Genomic DNA, 20,321 nt, shown 5'->3' on the forward strand with positions numbered 1-20,321 from the left:
CCCACGCCGTGCAGGCCACGGCTCACGCCGTCCGCTCCGGCGACGCCCATGGCGGCGGCTCTTCCGTCAATCTTTCCGAAGGCGACCGCTGATGTTCAAACGACCCTCCACCCATTACGGCAAGGCCCCCGAACCAGAGACACCCTACCAGCGTGCCGCTCAGGTCTGGGACGAGCGCATCGGCGCCTCGCGCGTCCAAGCCAAGAACTGGCGCCTCATGGCCTTCGGCTCGCTTATTCTGTCGGCCGGCTTCGCCACCGCGCTTGTCGTGCAGTCGGCACGCGGCACGATCGTGCCATGGGTTGTGCAGGTCGATCGCCTCGGACAGGCGCAGGCGGTCGCACCCGCTGATGCAGACTATCGCCCTACCGATCCGCAGATCGCTTTCCACCTGGCGCGCTTCATCGAACAGGTCCGCAGCATCCCGGCCGATGCCATCATCGTTCGCCAGAACTGGCTACGCGCCTACGACTTCACGACCGATCGCGGCGCAATGGCGCTGAACGACTACGCCCGGTCGAACGACCCGTTCGCGCGGGTCGGCCATCAGCAGGTCGCCGTCGACGTCTCCAGCGTCATCCGCGCCTCTCCGGACAGTTTCCGCGTCGCCTGGGTCGAGCGCCGCTACGAGAACGGCCAGCTCGCAGAAACAACACGCTGGACCGCGATCCTGACGATCGTGGTGCAGGTTCCCCGCAACGCCGATCGGCTGAGGGCGAATCCGCTCGGCATCTACGTCAACGCCATCAACTGGTCACGGGAGCTTGGGCAATGAAGCCGTCTTTCCGTAAAGCCGGAAGCCCGGCTTCACACACACTTGTATTCTCGGGTCTCCGCAGAGCCGCAATCCCGATGATCCTGCTGGCAACAACCGCGCTCGCCGGCTGTGCCACCACGAACCCACCGCCCGAGATCTCCTACGACAATGCTGCGCCGGCTGTGCAGACCGTCGATCCGCCAGCGCCCGTCACCGTGGTTGAACTGCCGAGGCCGCTGCCGCTGCCCGGCCAGTTGCAGCGCGTGGAGCCTTCGCGGCGCGCACCCGAGCCGGCTGACCCGACCGCGCGGGTGAACCAGGCCAATGCCGCCGCGCGCATCCAGCCGGTGCGCGACGGTTTCATCAATTCGATGCAGGTCTATCCGTTCACGCAAGGCGCTCTCTATCAGGTCTATACGGCTGTCGGTCAGATCACCGACATCGCGCTCCAGCCTGGCGAGCAGCTCGTCGGCGCCGGTCCCGTCGCCGCCGGCGATACGGTGCGCTGGATCATCGGCGACACCGAAAGCGGATCGGGGCCGACGCGGCAAATCCATATCCTGGTGAAGCCCACGCGGGCCGACCTGATGACGAACCTCGTCATCAACACCAACCTGCGCACCTATCACATGGAGCTTCGCTCGACGGAGCGGACCTATATGGCCTCCGTCTCCTGGCAGTATCCGCAGGACCAGCTTATCGCGCTGCGCCGGCAAAACGCCGAGGCGCAAGCCGCCCAGCCGGTGGCGAGCGGGGTCGACCTCGCCAACGTCAACTTCCGCTATGCGATCGAAGGCGACCGCGCGCCGTGGCGGCCGCTGCGCGCCTTCGACGACGGCCGTCAGGTCTTCATCGAATTCCCGCGCGGCATCGTCCAGGGCGAGATGCCGCCGCTCTTCGTCGTTGGCCCCGAGGGCAATACCTCCGAACTGGTGAACTACCGCGTGCGCGGGCACCACATGATCGTCGACCGCCTCTTCGCCGCCGCCGAACTGCGCTTCGGCGCCGGCGACCGTCAGCGGCGCGTCCGCATCACCCGTACCGATGGGAGGCCAACCTCGTGAGCGAGAACCCGCCCCGGAAAGAGGAAGTGCCGGACGAAGACGCGCAGCCGCTGACCGGCGAGCCGGCCAGCGCCGCGCCGATGCGGCTGCGCGCAGAACCACCGCGTGTCACTCGGCTGTCGCGCAAGGTTCTCGCGGGCGTGGGTTTGGTCGCCAGTGTCGGCCTTGGGGGCGCCCTGATCTACGCCCTTCAGACCCGCGATGGAGGTCGGCCGAACGAAGAATTGTATTCGACGGAGAACCGCTCGACCGCGGACGGCCTGGCTGGCTTACCACGCGATTACAGCGGCGTGCCGCGCCTTGGTCCGCCTCTGCCGGGCGATCTCGGCCGGCCGATCGTTGGCGCTCAGGATCGTGGACAGCCTGTACCGACGCCCAACGTCAACACGCCGAATCCTGGCGTCAGTGCGGAGGAACAGCGGCGTCTCCAAGAAATCGAGACCGCCCGGACCAGTCGGCTGTTCCCCGGCACGGAGACCCGCGCCGGTGCGAGCGCGACAGCCCCAACCATCGCGCCGCCGCCAGCACCCGACCTTGCCAGCCTCGGTCTCGCGCCATCGCCATCGACACCTTCCGCGCAGGACCGCCAGAACGCCTTTCTCAACGCGGCGGCAGATCGCAGGACCGTAGCGCCGGATAGGGTTGCAGCGCCGGTCTCACCGAACATCCTGCAGGCCGGTGCGGTGATCTCCGCCGCACTGATTACCGGCATCCGTTCCGACCTTCCGGGCCAAATCACAGCTCAAGTCACGGAGAACATCTACGACAGCCCGACCGGCCGCATCCTTCTCGTTCCGCAGGGCACGCGTGTCATCGGCCAGTACGACAACAATGTGCAGTTCGGTCAAAGTCGCGTGCTGCTCGTTTGGAACCGGCTGATCCTCCCAAATGGACGCTCGATCGTGCTTGAGCGTCAGCCCGGCGCCGATGCCGAGGGCTTCGCTGGTTTGCAGGACGGCGTCGACTATCACTGGTGGGATCTCGCCAAGGCGGCCGGCCTCTCGACGCTGCTCAGCGTCGGCGCAGAACTGGCTGTGAACAACGAAGACCGGCTCTTGCGGGCCATTCGCAATGGCGGTCAGGACACGTTCAATCAAGCTGGGCAGGACATTGTCCGCCGCCAACTCAACATCGCGCCGACACTGACGATCAGACCAGGATTTCCCGTCCGCGTCATCGTCACTCGCGACATCGTACTCGAACCCTACGGAGGATGAGAATGGCGAGCCTGAAGCTTAGCGCGATCACCGACGATAAGCCTATCAAGGTGACGGTTGAACTGCCCGCGCAGCTCCACCGCGACCTATCCACTTATGCTCAGGCGCTGGCGCAAGAGGCGGGTCAGCCGGCTGTCGATCCGGTTCGCTTGATCGTCCCGATGCTCGAGCGCTTCATCTCTACCGACCGTGGATTTGCCAAATTCCGCCGCCAGGCGGCGGGCTAGGCTGCCGCGTGTCGTCGCCGGCGTCGGGTGAGGTTCTCCAGAGCCGGGTTGGTGCTGCTGTTGGACCAGATCACGCTCCAACAGAAGCGGTCCGCCGTTTGGACGGAGACGAGCTGCAAAGCCGGGTAGGTTGCGCCCAGCATCGACTTTGGCGCCAGCGTCAGCCTCGATTGATCATCTTATACAAGTCTGCTTCAACGTGCTAACAAATCCCCGAAGCAGAGGATTGGTATTTATATTCGACCACATCGCGCTCAGCGGAAGTTTTTCGTTACCATCACCCACCCTCACAAACGCGATGTCAGGATACTCTATGCCTGTTGTCGATTGCCCTGTAGGAACAACACCCATTCCCAAGCGAACAAGGTTAATAAGGTTTTCTCTGCCAACATTATGAAATTGAAAAGTAGGGCGAAAGCCAAATTCGGATAGCTTTCTTGTCAGCAGGTCCGTTGCTGCCTCACCGCGGCCATTCCGGCCAATAAGATATGTCTCACCTTTTATTTCGTTCCATTCCAGCCTTTCCCTAGATGCCAGGGGGTGTGTTATTGGCAGCGCGATGTACAGAGGTTCTTCGGAGATCGTGTACGTACCGCACCCCGCCACCTCAGGCCGTCCAGAAACAAACGCGAGATCTAAGTGCCCAGACATAACTCCGCGTATATTCTGGCTCTCATCTCCCTCGTGAATTTCTAATATCGCGTTAGGGCGTAACGAACGAAATCTAGATATCAGCTCAGGAATCACACCTTGAGACAAAGAAGAGCTGATCCCTAGCTTAATTTCCCATAGCAAAGCGCCGTCGAGTTTAACGCAAGACGCGACTTCATGGAGCTTGTCCGAGCTCACCTTCGCATCTTGCAAAAACCTCGATCCTGCTGGTGTGACTTTTACGCCTTGTGAGCTGCGTTCAAAAATGCGGAACCCGATTTTTCGCTCCAGAATCTGAATCCGCCGCGTCACAGTGGATTGGGACACACCCAAGAGCTCGGACGCTCGCCGGATACTCGATTGCTCAGATGCCAAGATCGCATACTTGAGGAACCTAAGATCTAGAAGAACGTCAGGCATATCCGCTAGCAACACGCTTTTGTGGTAACGAGAATCTCTTCCTAAATCAGGATCTCTTGACACTCCGCAACTTATAAACCTCGGCTTCCGCCGGAAACTTGCCTAGCCTCACATCTTCAGCATATTGAAATGCCGCTCGATCAATCAGTGTCCTTAGGTCGGCGTACCTGCGGACAAACTTTGGCGTCCAATCGAATAGCCCGAGCATGTCGTCGATCACCAGAACTTGCCCATCGCATTTGGGCGAGGCACCAATTCCAATAGTTGGTGCTTTGACGGTGGCGGTTATTTCATCCGCCAAATCGGGCGCGACTCCCTCAACGACGATAGCGAATGCGCCCGCCTCATCAACGGCGCGGGCTTCAGCCAAGACTCGCTCCCTCTCATCGGCTGTTTTCCCTTTCGCTTTGAACCCCCCGTCAATATTCGTGGCTTGAGGACGGAGGCCAACATGGCCCATAACCGGTATACCCCGCGACACCAGGAAGGCGATACTCTCTGCAACGCCATCTGCAGCCTCGACCTTTACAGCTTGGCAGCCCGTTTTTCTCATGACCTTGGATGCAGTCTTGAAAGCTTGGCTTGGTCCCCGTTCGTAGCTGCCAAACGGAAGATCTACGACGACGAGGGCGTGCTGGCTGCCGCGCATCACCGCCTGACCATGTAACACCATCATGTCGAGCGTAACCCCGACGGTGCTTGGGAGCCCATGGAGGACCATACCAACCGTGTCGCCTACAAGCAGAATATCGCAATGATGGTCGAGCAACTCAGCGACCGGTTTTGTGTAGGCCGTTAAGCAAACGATCTTCTCAGAGCCCTTTCGGGCTAATATACTAGGTACGGTGGTTCTACCGCTTTGAGTATGTGTTGACACGTCGCCCCTCCGACCAACTGTGGACAATGTTGCCTGACCTCCGTAGCGTTGAATCCCTTCGTAGTCCACTTACGCTCTGGAAGTGAACTATCTGATTGCGCCTGTGAGGCTCGTTCGAATTCGCGCATCGGGCTCTGCGCCAACCTACGGTCTTCCGACACGCCGACCCACCTCGCAGGGAGCAATCCTTAGATTTCTCCTGTAACCTGCTCCAGGCTGACGGGGGCTTCGGTCGGCAATCCTGAAGTCCGATTCTACGGCGTGCCTACCGTTGCTAACGGCGTGCAGATGCATCGAGGTAGGGCGCTTCCACATTCGCTGGACGAACGCCGTAGGCGTTAGCGCTTCTGACCACCTACTCCGGATCGCGGGCGGAGGCGGAGAGGCCTGCCAAGCAAGCGATGCGGTGATGAAGGCCATCTCATAGGGAGATGGCGCACCCATCAGGATTCGAACCTGAGGCCTCTACCTTCGGAGGGTAGCGCTCTATCCAGCTGAGCTATGGGTGCCTGTTGCTTACGCGGTGCTTACGCGGAAAATCTGTGAGTTGGAAGCTCTACCGACGTCCCCTGCAAGCCCTTGTAAATCAACTCCTTTTATTCATCTCTTTCCGACCATCACCCGTTGACAGCAGCCTTCGGAGGGCAGCGCTCTATCCAGCTGAGCTACGGGTGCCGGGGAGGGGATATCTGGATCACCCTGCCGAACGGGCGCAAGTTAGAGGAAAGAGTTCGCTATGACAATCCGGGGCGGCGGCTTGCCGCGATCCAGATGATAGGGGCCGCGCCCCGTCATATCCGGGGCCGTCCTTTGGCGTCGTCCCGCGCGCGCTGCCGCTCCGCGATGGTTTGCGGACTGAGCTTGGCGGAAACCGCGAATTCGCCTATAGCAGATTGCAAGTGTTCAAGAGCCTGGCCCCTCGCGGCGGAAGGCCCCACGCGAGAGTAGCGTTTCATGTCGGAGCCTCTGAGGCTTTCGCCCTTCGATCTTTTTATCGATCCGCTCCTCAATCTCCAGGATAGCCGCCTGCGTGCGCTCCACGCTTATTGGACGAGTAAACGCGCCGGACGGCCCATGCCAGCCCGTATCGACGTCAGCCCTGCCGATATTGTCAGCCACTTGCCGACCGTTTTCCTGATCGACGCGCTGCCGCCTGCCGTTTCCCCGGCGCATTTCCATGTGCGTCTCATGGGAACGGCGCTGAACGATCTTTTCGCCGGCGATTTCACGGGCCGGACGCTGGATCGCGGCCTGTCGGAGAAAGGCGCTTCGGCGCTGGCCAAAGTCCTCGGCATCGTCTGCGAGTTGCGCCGCCCGCTCAGGCTTCATGGCGCCGTGGAATTCCCCGCCGATAGCGCGACCACCGAAATCGAGGCGCTGTTTCTGCCGCTGTCGATTGCGGGCACGAAGGTCGAAATGGCGATGGGTGAGCTGGTGAAGCGCGCCTCAGCGTGACGAGGTAAGCTGCAGGAACACGTCTTCGAGATCAGATTCCTCGGTGGAAATATCGACGATCTCGACGCCGGACCTGCGCACACGATCGAGAATCTCCATCACGCTTGCCTCAAGCGGATTGTATTGGATGGAGAGCGCGCCGGACGGCGTGATCTCGGTGCGAAGACCGTCGATTGTTGCCATGACCGGCGAGACGGGCGATACCGTCCGTATAATGAGTTTCTTGTCCGTGATGCGCGCGAGCAGCTTCGGCGTCGGCTCGCAGGCGACCACATCGCCCTTGTCGATAATCGCGATGCGGTCGCAAAGGGCTTCCGCCTCTTCGAGATAATGCGTGGTCAGCACAATCGTCGTGCCCTTCGCATTGAGATCCTTTACATAGTCCCAGAGCTGCTTGCGCAATTCGATGTCGACGCCAGCCGTCGGCTCGTCGAGCACAAGCACCGGCGGATTGTGAACCATTGCCTTGGCGACAAGCAGGCGGCGCTTCATGCCGCCTGACAAGGTGCGGGCATAGGCGTCCGCCTTATCCTCAAGCCCCATCGCGGCGAGGATTTCCATGGTGCGGCGCTCGCGCTTTGGCACGCCGTAAAGCCCGGCTTGCAGGTCGAGCACTTCGGCAGGCGTGAAAAACGGATCGACGCTCAGTTCCTGCGGCACGACGCCGATGGATGCGCGGGCCTGGCGCGGATTGGCATCGATGTCGAAACCCCAGACCGAAACCGAGCCGGTGCTCTTCATGACGAGTCCGGCGAGAATATTGATGAAAGTCGATTTGCCGGCGCCGTTGGGCCCCAGCAGACCGAAGATCGAGCCTTGCGGAACGGCAAGATCGATTCCCTTCAGCGCTTCCTTTTCCGGCTGGCCACCTGCCGCACGATAAATCTTGCGCAGGTTACGGGCTTCGATGGCGTTGCGGCCCTCGGCCACGGGCAGGGGATCGGATGGCATAGGCGTTTCCGGGGTCAGGCGGCCGGCAAGTGTATGGGCCATTCGGCGGCTCTTCTGTAAAGTGCGGGCCTCAAGAGGCTGGCAGGTTTGGTAGCATCAGGCGGGGAACAGGGTCAAACTTGGGCCCTGCTGGGTGAATATAGGAAGGCGTAAGGCGTGGCGAAGAGCGAAACGGAAAAAAATGCGACCGAGGCGGCGCGGACAAGACCGCTCCGCAAGGGCGATCATCTCTTCCTCGTCGACGGCTCGGGCTATATTTTCCGCGCCTATCATGCCCTTCCGCCATTGACGCGCAAGTCGGACGGACTGCCTGTGGGTGCCGTCTCCGGCTTCTGCAACATGCTCTACAAGCTCATTGAAGACACGAAGGACGAATTCGAGCCGACCCATCTCGCCGTCATTTTCGACGCCTCGTCCAAAACCTTCCGCAACGACATCTATCCCCAATACAAGGCCCATCGGCCCGAGCCGCCGGAGGATTTGCGTCCGCAATTCTCGCTGGTGCGCGACGCGGTGCGCGCTTTCACCGTCCCCTCGATCGAGATGATCGGCTACGAGGCCGACGATCTCATCGCGACTTATGCCCGACTTGCGCGCGAAGCAGGCGCGCGCGTCACCATCGTCTCGTCCGACAAGGACCTGATGCAGCTTGTCACCGACGAAGTCGACATGCTCGACACGATGAAGATGAAGACGATCGATCGCGCAGGCGTGATCGAGAAATTCGGAGTGCCGCCGGAAAAAGTGATCGAGGTGCAGGCGCTCGCGGGCGACAGCGTGGATAATGTTCCCGGCGTCCCCGGCATCGGCCTCAAGACGGCGGCTGAACTCATCAACCAATATGGCAATCTCGAAGAGCTTCTCGCCCGCGCGCCTGAAATCAAGCAGCCCAAGCGCCGCGAAAACCTCATCAACTTCGCCGAGCAGGCGCGCATATCGAAGCGGCTCGTCACGCTCGACGAGAATGTCCCGATCGATGTGCCGGTCGAGGAGATGGGCATTCATGCACCCGATCCCGAACGCCTCATCGCCTTTCTGAAGGACATGGAATTTTCGACGCTGACGAAACGCGTCGCATCGAAGTCGGGTATCGATGCCGATGCAGTGGAGGCGTCGGGTGAGCATCCTGTAAAAGCGGCGGCTGCGAAGAAATCCACACCCGCAAATGACGTGGCGCCCAAACGCGGTGGCGTGCCGGGCGCGACGCGCTCCGATGTAAACCCGCCATTCGATGAGGCCAGACATATCGGCGTGACGACGCTTGAGGAACTTCATGCATGGGTCGCGCGCGCGCGCGAGGCCGGTGTGGTGGCAATCGACACGGAGACGGACAGCCTGGATCCGATGCAGGCGCGCCTCGTTGGTTTCTCGCTCAGCGTGATGCCGGGTGAAGCCTGTTATGTGCCTCTGCTGCATGGAAGCGGCGGCGGTCTCGATCTCGACAACAGCGCAGGCGCGACGCAACTCTCCACCAGAGATGCGCTGGCCGCCTTGAAGCCTCTCTTTGAGGACGCGTCAGTTGTGAAGATCGGTCAGAACATCAAATACGACCTGACCGTCTTTGCCCAACACGGCCTCACGCTTACCTCGTATGACGACACGATGCTCATGTCCTATGCGCTCGATGCGGGCCTTCACGGTCATGGCATGGATGAATTGTCCGAGCTGCATCTCGGGCATAAACCCATTTCATTCTCCGAGGTCGCGGGAACAGGCAAGGCTCAGATCACCTTCGATCAGGTGCCCGTGGAAAAAGCCATCGCTTATGCGGCGGAAGATGCCGATGTGACGCTGCGCCTCTGGCATGTGCTGAAGCCGCGCCTTGCCGCCGAGCATCGCTCCACCGTCTATGAAACGCTGGAACGTCCGCTCGTGCCGGTGCTGATGGACATGGAGCGTGCGGGCATCAAGGTCGATCGCAATGTGCTGGCGCGTCTCTCCGGCGACTTCGCGCAGAAGATGGCGGAATATGAAGACGACATTTATCGCCTCGCCGGTCACCGCTTCAACATCGCTTCGCCCAAACAGCTTGGCGAAATTCTCTATGACAAGATGGGTCATGAAGGCGGACGCAAGACCAAGACCGGCGCATGGTCGACGGATAGCGACGCGCTTGAGGCGCTCGCCGCGCAAGGCCATGATCTGCCGCAACGTGTGCTGGATTGGCGCGGCCTTGCCAAGCTGAAAAGCACTTACACCGACGCGCTGCCTGCCTTCATCCATCCCGAGACGGGCCGCGTCCACACCTCCTATTCGCTGGCTTCGACGACGACCGGACGTCTGTCGTCGAGCGATCCGAATCTGCAAAACATCCCCGTTCGCACTGAAGACGGGCGGAAGATTCGCACGGCCTTCGTCGCCGACAAGGGCAACAAGCTGATCTCCGCCGACTACAGCCAGATCGAATTGCGTCTGCTGGCTCACATTGCCGACATAGCCTCGCTCCGTCAGGCATTTGCCGACGGCCTCGACATTCATGCGATGACGGCATCCGAAATGTTCGGCGTGCCGGTCAATGGCATGGACCCGGCGGTTCGCCGCCGCGCCAAGGCGATCAATTTTGGTATCATCTATGGCATTTCGGCCTTCGGCCTCGCCAATCAGCTTGGCATTCCGCGCAGCGAGGCTGGCGAATATATCGATCGCTACTTCAAGCGCTTCCCCGGCATCCGCGCCTATATGGATGCGACGAAGGAAGTTGCGCATACCAAGGGCTATATCGAGACGATCTTCGGCCGCCGTGTCCATGTGCCTGCCATCAACTCGAAAAACCCGGCAGAGCGCAGCTTCATGGAGCGCGCCGCGATCAACGCGCCCATTCAGGGCTCGGCAGCGGATATCATTCGCCGCGCCATGATCCGCATGCCCGATGCGCTCGCAAAGGCGAAGCTCTCCGCGCGCATGTTGCTGCAGGTGCATGACGAATTGATTTTCGAGGTGCCCGACAATGAGGCGGAAAAGACCTGCGCGCTGGTTTCGCAGGTGATGATCGCCGCGCCGGAACCGGCCTTGAAGCTTTCCGTGCCGCTCGAAGTTGACGCCCGCGCAGCGATGAACTGGGATGAAGCACACTGAGAGTAGGGAGATTGCGCGCTTATTTGCCGCGCGCGTTTTGAAAGGGCTGGAGGCAACCTATCTGTAGTGCAGGCGTTTAATACCTGAAGAGGAGTACGCCATGTCAAAACAGGCTGATGCCAAGACGAAAAAGCTCGACGAGGAGTTGAGGGGGACTTTCCCTGCAAGCGATCCGCCGATCCTGAACAGCACAGTCGCTTCTCCGGCTGCGGATGCAAGGCGAGCAGAAGAGGCATCCGATCGCCTCGACCGTGAAGAGCGGGCGATCGACGAGACATTGCGGGATTCATTCCCCGCCAGCGATCCGCCCGCCTGGGTCAGCACTCACGCCGGCAAGCCCCGCAAGCAATGACGCCAACAAAAAAGCCCGGACGTTGCCGTCCGGGCTTTGCTGTGTGTTGCGCTGAAAATTATTCAGCGGCGGCCTTCGATGCGGGCGCCGCGGCGCGCACATCGGGGTCGACCTTGTCTTCGAACTTGGCGAAGTTCGCGATGAACATCTTCACCAGCTTCTGTGCCTGCGCGTCATAGGCGGCCTTGTCGGCCCAGGTGTCGCGCGGGTTCAGGATTTTCGTATCGACGCCCGGGGCGCTGATCGGAACCTGGAAACCGAAGTTCGGGTCGAGGCGGAATTCAACACCGGCAAGCGATCCATCGAGTGCAGCGGCGAGCAGGGCGCGCGTCGCCTTGATCGGCATGCGCGAGCCAGTGCCATATGCGCCGCCCGTCCAGCCCGTGTTCACGAGCCAGCAATCGACCTTGTGCTCGGCGATGAGCGAACGCAGCAGGTTGCCGTAATCCGTGGGGTGGCGCGACATGAACGGTCCGCCAAAGCAGGTCGAGAAGGTCGCTTCCGGCTCGGTCACGCCCTTTTCGGTACCGGCAACCTTCGCCGTGTAGCCCGACAGGAAGTGATACATGGCCTGGCTCGGCGTCAGCTTCGCGATGGGAGGCAGAACGCCGAAGGCATCGGCCGTCAGCATGATGATGTTCTTGGGGTGCGGCGCGCGGCCCGTGTCGCTCGCATTCGGAATGAACGAAAGCGGATAGGCGCCGCGGGAGTTTTCGGCAAGCGCCGCGCTGTCGAGATCGAGTTCGCGCGTATCGGGGTCCATCACGACGTTTTCGAGCACGGTGCCGAAACGCTTCGTGACGGCGTAGATTTCAGGCTCGGCTTCGGCCGAGAGCTTGATCATCTTCGCATAACAGCCGCCTTCGAAGTTGAAGACGCCGTTTTCCGACCAGCCGTGCTCGTCGTCGCCGATCAGCGTGCGGCTCGCAACAGCCGAAAGCGTCGTCTTGCCGGTGCCCGAAAGGCCGAAGAAAATTGCCGTGTCGCCTTCGGGGCCGACGTTTGCCGAGCAATGCATCGGCATGACGCGCTTGCCGGGCAGGTCGTAGTTCAGCATCGAGAAGACGGATTTCTTGATTTCGCCGGCATAGGAGGTGCCGCCGATCAGGACGATGCGCTTGTCGAAGTTGCAGGCGATGACGGTGCCGGTGCGCACGCCGTATTTCTCGGGGTCTGCCTCGAAGCTCGGCAGGTCGATGATCGTGAACTGCGGGAGGAAGTTCTCAAGCTCTTCGGCCGTGGGCTCGATGAGCAGGTTCTGGATGAAGAGCGAGTGCCAGGCATATTCGCTGAAGACGCGGGTGGCGAGACGATGGACCGGATCGGCGCCGCCAAAGAGATCCTGAACGAAAAGCTCACGGCCTTCGGCATGCTTGAGCATGTCTGCGTGAAGAAGATCGAAGGCTGCGGGCGTCATCGACTTGTTGTTATCCCACCACACGGTGTTCTCGGTGGTGGTGTCGCGGACGATGAACTTGTCCTTCGCGGAGCGGCCGGTGTGAACGCCGGTCTTGACCACGAACGGGCCGTTCGCGGCCACGTTGCCTTCACCACGTCGGATCGCTTCTTCGTAAAGCGCGGCGGGGCGGTAGTTCCAATGCGCGGCGGCCAGATGTTTGAAGCCGCTTTTGTCCACGCCATTTTTGCTGATGATAGGCCCGCTCTGTTTCACACCGTCTCTCCTTGGTCCTGTGCTCGAAGCGCATACTGTCCGAACTCGTCGGCAGTCTGGCGTGGGAAAATTCCCCATCTTCGGGGCCTTTATGTGGCCGCCGCTCGCCGCGCACTTCGTGTGACTGAATTCTTCCCGTTTCGGGTCCGTCCCGTTATCGGTCTGGAGCCGATCTTAACGCAACCCCCGCCCTCCCGGGAGAGGCCTCTTTATCCAAGGCCGGCACATTAGTTGCGCGTCCTTGGCAGCGCAACGGTGCGATGAGGGTCTTTCCGCAGGGGAGGGCGCTTCGCCGCACCCTGGCCGATCCCCGGGCGGGCGGATCAGCCCGGCGAGTGGCTATCCAGTGCCGGATCGTCGAGATTTTGCATCAGCGCCCGGTAAAATCCGACGGCTTCCCCAAGGGCTTTGACCCTGACGCGCTCATTTGTGGCGTGAAACCCGGCCAGTTCGTCCGCCGTGACCCGCAAGGGCACGAAACGGAAAACATTGTCGGTAAGCGGCAGGTAATGGCGGGAATCGGTGCCCGCAACGGTCAGGTTCGGGGCGATAAGGGCATCGGGGAAGCTTTCGGCCACGATCTTGTGCAGCAGTTCATAGGCTGGTCCCTTCATGTTGGAGACGCGCGACGCCTCGCGTGCGCCGGGCAGAACCTCGATCTTGACGTCCTTGTCGTCGACGGCATGGGTCACGTGCTCCACGACACCTTTCATGGTGTCGCGCGGATGAAGGCGGAAATTGATCACCCCCTCGGCCTCGGGCGGCAGCACGTTTTCCTTCACGCCCGCTTTCAGCATGGTCGGCGCGATGGTGGTCTGGATCTGCGCTGCCGTTCCGGGGTTTGTCTGCATGATCTGGGTGACCAGCGGCTTGAAAAGCCAGAGATTGGCGAAAACGAGCTTGCGCCCGAACGGCATGGCCGGGGCGAAGGCATCGAGCATGGCCCGCGTCGGCCCATCAATGGCGCTGTCGAAAGGCGCGTCGCCGACGCGCGTCATTGCGCCGATGAGCTTGCCCACAGCCGTATCTTCCTGATGCGGCGGCATCGAGGAATGGCCGCCCGCCGCATGGGCGGTAAGCTCGATCGTGAGGTAACCCTTTTCCGCTACCCCGATCAGCGCCACGGGCGTTGCGATGCCGCTCACGACGCCTTCCGTCATCATGCCGCCCTCATCGCTGACGAAGGCGAGTTTGACGCCGCGCGCGGCGAGCATCTCGGCAATCTTCTTGTTGCCTTCAAGGCCGCTGATTTCCTCGTCATGGCCGAAGGCGAACATGATGGTCCGTTTTGGCCGGAACCCCTGCGCCGCAAGGCTTTCCGCCGCTTCAAGCATGGCGATCAGCGATCCCTTGCAGTCAATCGCGCCGCGCCCCCAGACAAAGCCGTCGGCAACCTCGCCCGCGAAAGGCGCATGTGTCCATTGGCTCTCCGTGCCCGGCACCACGGGCACCACATCCATGTGAGACATGAGCAGAACCGGCTCGAGCTTCGGATCGCTGCCTTCCCATGTGAAAAGCAGGCTGTACCCGCTGACGATCTCGCGCGTCGTGCTGCGGCTGAAGGCGGGATAGCGCGAGGCGATGAACTCGCGAAAGGCGACCAATGCGGCGGCAGAGGCGCGTGTCTCCTCGCTATCGAGGCCGCGCTGGTAGGAAATTGTTTTAAGCCTGATCGCTTCGCTGAGACTTGAGGCCGCGCGCGCCGTCTCCTCCGCCGAGGCAGGTGCGCTGCGGGTGGCCGTGCTTGCCGGTGGCGGCAGGTCAAGCATCAGCGCCCGGCCAACCACAACGGCCGTCAGCACCACAAGGGCGCCGCCGATAGTCCCCAATATCGCCAATCCGGTCCGCTTCATCTTCGCTCCCCCTCTTATGCCGCCATTCCGGCCGCCCAAAATCTGCCATGCGCCCCGCTTTGGAGCCTGCCCTTTCCGGTCGTCCCGGCATTATGGGCACCAAGCATAGCGTGGTCTGCGCCAAGCGCTTATACTACCGCCACATTTTAGGCCAAAAGCGACCCTAAGCCTGTCCGCCGTGCGGCGATTGGCAGGAGCATGTGAATGCTTGAGGGATTGCGGATGGACGAGGCTGGAAAAAACGCTCTTCAAAAGGGTCGGGGGCAGATGCCAACCATCGCGCTGGTTGACGACGATCGCAATATTTTGACTTCGGTGAGCATGGCGCTCGAGGCCGAGGGCTATCATGTGCAGACATATACTGATGGCGCGGCGGCTCTGGCCGGCCTCACCATCAATCCGCCGGATGTTGCCGTTTTCGACATCAAGATGCCGCGCATGGATGGCATGGAGCTTTTGCGGCGTCTGCGGCAGAAGTCCGATCTGCCGGTGATTTTCCTGACCTCCAAGGATGATGAGATCGACGAACTCTTCGGCCTGAAGATGGGCGCCGACGATTACATCACGAAGCCCTTCTCCCAGCGTCTCCTCGTCGAGCGCGTGAAGGCGGTGCTGCGCCGCGTCGCGCCGAAGGTCGAAGGCGCATCGCCCGAAGGCGGCGCTGAGAAAATCGTGCTGGAGCGCGGGCCGCTGGTGCTCGATCCCGAGCGCCATTCCTGCACCTGGAACGGCAAGCCGGTTGTGCTGACCGTAACCGAATTCCTGATCCTGCAGGCGCTGGCGCAGCGTCCGGGCTATGTCAAAAGCCGCGACAGCCTGATGGACGCGGCCTATGACGATCAGGTCTATGTCGACGATCGCACCATCGATAGCCACATCAAGCGCCTGCGCAAGAAGTTCAAGGAAGTCGACGACGATTTCGACGCCATCGAGACACTTTACGGCGTCGGTTACCGCTACCGCGAAAGCTAGGCAGCGATGGCGAGTGTGACGGAGCAAGAGACATCAAGCGCTCCGTTCGCGGAGCGCGACGAGCAGGGCGCTTTGCATGAGCAGGGCGTTTCGGGCAAAGAGCGCATGGCAAGACACGCGCCTGAAAGCATCGCCATACGTCTCTCGCAAGCCCGTCGCATGATCGAGGCGCTGATCGCGCGTCTCTTTGCGGCCTTTCGCAGCTTTCTCCTGCGTGGTCGATTTTCAAGTCTCACGCGCCGCATTGTCGTTTTCAACGTTGTCGGCCTTTGCGTGCTCGTCAGCGGCGTTCTCTATCTCAACCAGTTCCGCGAAGGCCTGATCGACGCGCGCCGCCAGAGCCTGTTGACGCAAGCGGAAATCATTGCCGGTGCAATCGCCGAAAGCGCTACATCGGCACAGGAAGCCCAGCTCATCGATCCGCTGGAGCGCAGGCGCGGCAAGCCGCTGGATATTCGCCCCTTGCGCCCGATGCTCGGCGATGCGCGCGGCGACATGGACGACGAAACGGCCGAAAACGAACTGCCGATCATTCCTGAAAACGCTGCGCCGATCTTGCGCCGTCTCGTTCTGCCGACGCAGACGCGCGCGCGTCTCTATGACAAGGACGGCTGGCTCATTCTGGATTCGCGCCAGCTGACGGCATCGAGCCAGATCGTCGCCTTCGAATTGCCGCCGCCTGCAGGAACGGACAGGCGCGGCCCGCTTGGCCGAATTGCCGATAGCCTGCTGGGGCTTCTGCCCGGTCGCGATCTTGAGCGCTATCGTGAGGCGGGCAGTCAGAACGGCTCGATTTACAGCGAAGTCTCACGCGCTTTGACCGGGCTGCCCTCGAGCATGGAGCGCGTGAACGATCGCGGCGAGTTGATCGTGTCGGTTGCCGTGCCGATCCAGCGTTATCGCGCCGTGCTCGGCACGCTGATGCTATCGACGCAAGGGGGCGACATTGACGCGATCGTCCGCGCCGAACGCCTCGCCATCGTGCAGGTCTTCCTCGTTGCGCTCGGCGTCACGATCCTTCTGTCGGTCGTGCTGGCCGGAACCATCGCGGAGCCGGTGCGCCGCCTTGCCGAATCCGCTGAAATTGTCCGTCGTGGGAAAACGCGCCGCGCGCAGATACCGGACTTCACCACAAGGCGCGACGAGATCGGCGAATTGTCCGGCGCTCTGCGCGACATGACCAACGCGCTCTACAGTCGCATGGATGCCATCGAGAGTTTTGCCGCCGACGTTTCGCATGAGCTGAAAAATCCGCTCACCTCGCTGCGCAGCGCCATCGAAACCTTTTCGCTGGCCAAGGACGAGAAATCCAAGACCCGTCTGATGGAAATCATTCAGGACGATGTGCGCCGCATCGATCGCCTGATCAGCGATATTTCAAATGCCTCGCGCCTCGATGCGGAACTGTCGCGCGAAGAGATGGAAGAAGTGAACGTCGCCACGCTTCTCGAAACCGTCTGCGATCTCTTCACGCAAACGGGCGTCTCGGGGTCTGCCGAGGTCAAGCTTGAGATCGATATGGGATCGCTCGGTCGCGAGGGCATGGTGGTCAAGGGTTTCGACATGCGCCTCGGGCAGGTCATGCGCAACCTGATCGACAATGCCTTATCCTTCAGCCCGCCCGGCGGCACCGTCTATGTTCTGGCGCGGCGCGAACCGGGCCGCATCGTCATCACGGTTGAGGACGAAGGCCCCGGCATTTCACCCGACAATATGGAGCGCATCTTCGACCGCTTCCATACGGATCGGCCCGACAGCTTCGGCGAGCATTCCGGGCTCGGCCTCGCCATTTCCGAGCAGATTGTCGAAGCGCATGGCGGCCGGATCCGGGCGGAAAACCGGGACGCTTATGGCACCGTTCTTGGCGCGCGTTTCACCGTCGAATTGCCAGCACCGGCTCACACATGACCACGCCGACCTTCGTTCACGGCACCTGCGTTGCGCTTGGTGGCAAGGGCGTGCTGCTGCGCGGCCGCTCCGGCACCGGGAAATCCGATCTCGCCTTTCGCCTGATCCGCGGCCGTGGCGACGCCCGCCTCGTTGCCGACGATCAGGTGGGGCTCGTCAATGAAGCCGGACGGCTTGTCGCCAGGGCGCCGGCGGCGCTGGCAGGGCTTCTGGAGCTGCGTGGCCTCGGCCTTGTCACAATGCCGACCGTCTCCCACATAGAAGTGGCGATTATTGTGGATCTCGTCCCCCGCGACGACGTGCCGCGCCTGCCGGAACCTCAGTTTGCACGGCTTTGCGGCGTTGAATTGCCTTTGCTGGCGCTGCACGGGTTTGACCTGACAGCCGTGGACAAGGTAGGTCTCGCGCTCGATTTGATCCCCGGCAGGGGTTTCCCCGGCGATGATGGGCGCCTCGGCGACGGCGCTTGAGCCCTGGCGGAATTATGGTTTCCCGCGTGCTTGTTTCGGTATGCCTTTGGAGGCACCATACGGCGCTTCCCGCGGGGGCGCGGATCGGCGGTCTTGTTATGTATAGGGACGGCCAAGAGGGTAGTGGATGATCGGACTAGTACTCGTAACGCACGGCGCCTTGGCCAGCCAGTTTGTCGCGGCCATGGAACATGTCGTCGGTGCGCAAGCTCAGGTTTCCGCGATCTGCATCGGACCCGATGACGATATGGAACAGCGCCGCAAGGATATCCTTGGCGCGGTGGCCAGCGTCGACAAGGGCGATGGCGTCATTCTGCTCACCGACATGTTCGGCGGCACGCCCTCGAACCTCGCAATCTCCGTCATGGACAAGGCGAGGGTTGAAGTGATCGCGGGCGTCAATCTGCCCATGCTCATCAAGCTTGCCAGCGTTCGCGACACGGTCGATCTCGGCAGGGCAGTCGATCTCGCGCAGGAATCGGGCCGCAAATACATCTCCATCGCAAGCCGCGTGCTCGCGGGCGACGGGGCCTGATTGAATGGCGCCAAGTCGTCTCCTGAATATCGTCAATAGTCGCGGCCTGCACGCGCGCGCCTCGGCGAAATTCGTTCAGTGCGCGGAGAAATTCAAGGCCGACGTCAAAGTGTCGAAGGACGGAAATTCCGTTTCCGGCACCTCGATTATGGGCCTGATGATGCTTGCCGCCGCGCCCGGCTGCTGCATTCTGATCGAAGCGCAGGGCGAAGACGCGGACGCCGCCCTGAATGCGCTGGAAGCCCTTGTCTCCGATGGATTTGGCGAGCGGGACTGAGCCTTATCCGGTTGCGGCGCTTTTGCAGCCCGGCTTTTGCCAAACAACGATATAAACATTTCTTTATATCTGCCTTGCTCGCGGCTCTGCCCGCTGGTATAAGGCCCGAAACTCGGCGCGCTCGCCTTGCGCACGCGCCCTTGCGCCCATCCCACAAGGAGCCCCGTTTTATGAGCAATGATTACGTCATCAAAGACATCAACCTCGCGGATTGGGGCCGCAAGGAAATTGACATCGCCGAGACCGAAATGCCCGGCCTCATGTCGACCCGCGCCGAATTCGGCAAGGCGCAGCCGCTGAAGGGCGCGCGCATCGCCGGTTCGCTCCACATGACCATCCAGACCGCCGTGCTGATCGAGACGCTGGCCGACCTTGGCGCCGATATTCGCTGGGCGTCCTGCAACATCTATTCGACGCAGGACCATGCCGCTGCTGCCATCGCTGCGCGCGGCATCCCCGTTTTCGCCATCAAGGGCGAGAGCCTCGAAGATTATTGGGAATATACCCACCGCATTTTCGAATGGGCCGATGGCGGCGCACCGAACATGATTCTCGACGATGGCGGCGACGCGACGCTGCTCATCCATCTTGGCCTGCGCGCTGAAGGCGGCGATGTCGCCTTCCTCGAAACGGCCTCGAACGAAGAAGAAGAAATCCTTTACGCGTCGATCAAGCGTCGCCTGAAGCACAAACCCGGCTGGTACGGCGTGATCGCGAAAAGCGTGCGCGGCGTCACCGAAGAAACGACGACCGGCGTGCATCGCCTTTACGAAATGCAGAAGAAGGGCACGCTTCTCTGGCCCGCAATCAACGTCAATGACAGCGTGACGAAGTCGAAGTTCGACAATCTCTATGGCTGCCGTGAATCGCTGGTCGACGGCATCCGCCGCGCCACCGACGTGATGATGTCGGGCAAGGTCGGCGTCGTTGCAGGCTTCGGCGACGTGGGCAAGGGCTCCGCCGCTTCGCTCCGCAACGCAGGTGCGCGCGTCATCGTTACTGAAATCGATCCGATCTGCGCGCTGCAGGCCGCGATGGAAGGTTATGAAGTGACGACGATGGAAGAAGCCGCACCGCGTGGCGACATCTTCGTGACGACGACAGGCAACATCGACGTCATCACCGTCGACCATATGCGCGCGATGAAAGATCGCGCCATCGTCTGCAACATCGGCCATTTTGACAGCGAAATTCAGGTCGGCGCCCTGAAGAACCTGAAGTGGCACAATGTGAAGCCGCAGGTCGATGAGATCGAATTCACCGACGGCAAGCGCATCCTGCTGCTCGCCGAAGGCCGCCTCGTCAATCTCGGCTGCGGCACGGGCCATCCGAGCTTCGTCATGTCGGCATCCTTCACCAACCAGACGCTTGCCCAGATCGAGCTTTGGACGAAGCCCGGCGAGTACAAGAAGGAAGTCTATACGCTTCCCAAGCACCTCGACGAAAAGGTCGCGATGCTTCATCTGGCCAAGATCGGCGTCAAGCTGACCAAGCTCTCCGACAAGCAGGCGGCCTATATCGGCGTGAGCCAGGACGGTCCGTTCAAGGGCGACCAGTACCGCTACTGAGGTCCGTCTTCGGTCAAAAA

The 20,321-nt window shown here is 61.4% G+C and carries 18 protein-coding genes and 1 tRNA gene; 13 read left to right on the top strand and 6 right to left on the bottom strand.

The window, feature by feature from the left end:
- Nucleotides 1–91: 91 nt before the first annotated feature.
- Genes trbF through WA943_RS09015 form a run of 4 tightly spaced genes read left to right on the top strand, consistent with a single transcriptional unit; the run spans nucleotide 92 to nucleotide 3,265 of the window.
- Entirely contained in the window at nucleotides 92–775 is a 684-nt protein-coding gene (trbF, locus tag WA943_RS09000; RefSeq protein ID WP_424469537.1) for a conjugal transfer protein TrbF, read from the top strand.
- Nucleotides 772–1,821 (top strand): P-type conjugative transfer protein TrbG, encoded by a 1,050-nt coding sequence (gene trbG, locus WA943_RS09005; RefSeq protein WP_424469538.1) that lies wholly within the window; start codon nucleotides 772–774, stop codon nucleotides 1,819–1,821. Before trbF ends, trbG begins: the two co-directional genes overlap by 4 nt.
- Complete coding sequence (locus tag WA943_RS09010) at nucleotides 1,818–3,038, top strand: TrbI/VirB10 family protein (protein ID WP_424469539.1); 1,221 nt, start codon at nucleotides 1,818–1,820, stop codon at nucleotides 3,036–3,038. Before trbG ends, WA943_RS09010 begins: the two co-directional genes overlap by 4 nt.
- Before the next feature lie 2 nt (nucleotides 3,039–3,040).
- Nucleotides 3,041–3,265, top strand: a complete 225-nt coding sequence (locus WA943_RS09015) for a DUF2274 domain-containing protein (RefSeq protein ID WP_424469540.1) — start codon at nucleotides 3,041–3,043, stop codon at nucleotides 3,263–3,265.
- Between the two features lie 174 nt (nucleotides 3,266–3,439).
- On the opposite strand, the gene WA943_RS09020 is transcribed toward WA943_RS09015, so the two are convergent.
- The 3 genes from WA943_RS09020 to WA943_RS09030 all read right to left on the bottom strand — a co-directional run bounded on the left by WA943_RS09020 (nucleotide 3,440) and on the right by WA943_RS09030 (nucleotide 5,722).
- A complete protein-coding gene (locus WA943_RS09020; protein ID WP_424469541.1) occupies nucleotides 3,440–4,336 on the bottom strand; it encodes a LysR family transcriptional regulator in 897 nt (298 codons plus the stop codon).
- A gap of 46 nt (nucleotides 4,337–4,382) precedes the next feature.
- Nucleotides 4,383–5,213 (bottom strand): 3-methyl-2-oxobutanoate hydroxymethyltransferase, encoded by an 831-nt coding sequence (gene panB, locus WA943_RS09025; RefSeq protein WP_424469542.1) that lies wholly within the window; start codon nucleotides 5,211–5,213, stop codon nucleotides 4,383–4,385.
- A gap of 432 nt (nucleotides 5,214–5,645) precedes the next feature.
- Nucleotides 5,646–5,722 (bottom strand) — tRNA-Arg (locus WA943_RS09030).
- A gap of 445 nt (nucleotides 5,723–6,167) precedes the next feature.
- Between WA943_RS09030 and WA943_RS09035 the strand changes: the two genes are divergently transcribed.
- Nucleotides 6,168–6,668, top strand: coding sequence for a PAS domain-containing protein (locus WA943_RS09035; protein ID WP_424469543.1), 501 nt, complete (start codon nucleotides 6,168–6,170; stop codon nucleotides 6,666–6,668).
- Here WA943_RS09035 and WA943_RS09040 read toward each other — a convergent pair.
- Complete coding sequence (locus tag WA943_RS09040; protein WP_424469544.1) at nucleotides 6,660–7,661, bottom strand: ABC transporter ATP-binding protein; 1,002 nt, start codon at nucleotides 7,659–7,661, stop codon at nucleotides 6,660–6,662. The genes WA943_RS09035 and WA943_RS09040 overlap by 9 nt on opposite strands.
- Before the next feature lie 114 nt (nucleotides 7,662–7,775).
- On the opposite strand from WA943_RS09040, the gene polA reads away from it, so the two are divergent.
- Both polA and WA943_RS09050 read left to right on the top strand, forming a co-directional pair.
- A complete protein-coding gene (gene polA / locus WA943_RS09045) occupies nucleotides 7,776–10,694 on the top strand; it encodes a DNA polymerase I (RefSeq protein WP_424469545.1) in 2,919 nt (972 codons plus the stop codon).
- Between the two features lie 100 nt (nucleotides 10,695–10,794).
- Nucleotides 10,795–11,046: a hypothetical protein gene (locus tag WA943_RS09050; RefSeq protein WP_424469546.1), complete on the top strand. Its 252-nt coding sequence runs from the start codon at nucleotides 10,795–10,797 to the stop codon at nucleotides 11,044–11,046.
- A 58-nt stretch (nucleotides 11,047–11,104) separates the two neighbouring features.
- Here the strand turns inward: WA943_RS09050 and WA943_RS09055 are convergent, their stop codons facing one another.
- Both WA943_RS09055 and WA943_RS09060 read right to left on the bottom strand, forming a co-directional pair.
- Nucleotides 11,105–12,718, bottom strand: coding sequence for a phosphoenolpyruvate carboxykinase (locus WA943_RS09055; RefSeq protein ID WP_424469547.1), 1,614 nt, complete (start codon nucleotides 12,716–12,718; stop codon nucleotides 11,105–11,107).
- A 323-nt stretch (nucleotides 12,719–13,041) separates the two neighbouring features.
- A complete protein-coding gene (locus WA943_RS09060; protein WP_424469548.1) occupies nucleotides 13,042–14,571 on the bottom strand; it encodes a M20 family peptidase in 1,530 nt (509 codons plus the stop codon).
- A 267-nt stretch (nucleotides 14,572–14,838) separates the two neighbouring features.
- Here WA943_RS09060 and WA943_RS09065 point away from each other — a divergent pair, with 267 nt between their 5' ends.
- From WA943_RS09065 to ahcY, 6 genes are all read left to right on the top strand, one after another.
- Nucleotides 14,839–15,543: a response regulator transcription factor gene (locus WA943_RS09065; RefSeq protein WP_424469562.1), complete on the top strand. Its 705-nt coding sequence runs from the start codon at nucleotides 14,839–14,841 to the stop codon at nucleotides 15,541–15,543.
- 6 nt (nucleotides 15,544–15,549) lie between these two features.
- Entirely contained in the window at nucleotides 15,550–17,451 is a 1,902-nt protein-coding gene (locus tag WA943_RS09070) for a sensor histidine kinase (RefSeq protein WP_424469549.1), read from the top strand.
- Nucleotides 17,448–17,921 (top strand): HPr kinase/phosphorylase, encoded by a 474-nt coding sequence (locus tag WA943_RS09075; protein WP_424469550.1) that lies wholly within the window; start codon nucleotides 17,448–17,450, stop codon nucleotides 17,919–17,921. Before WA943_RS09070 ends, WA943_RS09075 begins: the two co-directional genes overlap by 4 nt.
- Before the next feature lie 127 nt (nucleotides 17,922–18,048).
- Entirely contained in the window at nucleotides 18,049–18,456 is a 408-nt protein-coding gene (locus WA943_RS09080) for a PTS sugar transporter subunit IIA (RefSeq protein WP_424469551.1), read from the top strand.
- A 4-nt stretch (nucleotides 18,457–18,460) separates the two neighbouring features.
- Complete coding sequence (locus WA943_RS09085; protein ID WP_424469552.1) at nucleotides 18,461–18,733, top strand: HPr family phosphocarrier protein; 273 nt, start codon at nucleotides 18,461–18,463, stop codon at nucleotides 18,731–18,733.
- A gap of 170 nt (nucleotides 18,734–18,903) precedes the next feature.
- Nucleotides 18,904–20,301, top strand: coding sequence for an adenosylhomocysteinase (gene ahcY / locus WA943_RS09090; RefSeq protein ID WP_424469553.1), 1,398 nt, complete (start codon nucleotides 18,904–18,906; stop codon nucleotides 20,299–20,301).
- The last annotated feature ends 20 nt before the right edge of the window (nucleotides 20,302–20,321 follow it).

The sequence above is a fragment of the Parvibaculum sp. genome, assembly GCF_049651025.1.
In the GTDB taxonomy this organism is placed as follows: Bacteria; Pseudomonadota; Alphaproteobacteria; order Parvibaculales; family Parvibaculaceae; genus Parvibaculum.